This window comes from Streptomyces beijiangensis (assembly GCF_017315755.1).
Lineage (GTDB): Bacteria > Actinomycetota > Actinomycetes > Streptomycetales > Streptomycetaceae > Streptomyces > Streptomyces beijiangensis.
The window spans coordinates 1-334 of record NZ_JAFLRJ010001189.1 but is presented as its reverse complement, the minus strand read 5'-3'; the positions used below and the strand labels follow the sequence as shown (position 1 = coordinate 334).

General features: G+C 72.2%; 1 protein-coding gene. It reads right to left on the bottom strand.

Annotated elements, in window-relative coordinates:
• Positions 1 to 75: 75 nt before the first annotated feature.
• Positions 76 to 315 carry a heavy-metal-associated domain-containing protein gene (locus J0695_RS41120; protein ID WP_206969908.1) on the bottom strand — a complete coding sequence of 80 codons (240 nt, stop codon included), beginning with the start codon at positions 313 to 315 and terminating at the stop codon, positions 76 to 78.
• Positions 316 to 334 lie beyond the last annotated feature (19 nt).

Here is a 334-nt window from a genome sequence, read left to right as displayed (position 1 = left end):
AGTCTCGTGGGCTCGGGCGTGTCGTTTTGGCGCCAGGCCGAGCCGTCCTGGCGCCGGGACGAGTCGCCGGCGGCGTCAGGCGGGGCCGACGAGCTCGAAGCCGGCCTCGTCGACGGCGGCGCGGACGGCCTCCTCGTCGAGCGGGGCCGCGGAGACGACGGTGACCTCGCCGGTGGTGGCGACTGCCTTCACCGAGTCGACCCCGGGAATCTCGGAGATCTCGCCGGAGACGGCGCCTTCGCAGTGTCCGCAGCTCATGCCGCTCACCTTGTAGACGGCGGTGACGGAGCCCTGGGTGTCGGTCCGGACGGTCATGTCTTGCTCCTCGTCGAGG

Coding starts and splice junctions, on each gene's coding strand:
- J0695_RS41120 (WP_206969908.1), bottom strand. CDS start 315: ATGACCGTCCGGACCGACACCCAGGGCTCCGTCACCGCCGTCTACAAG.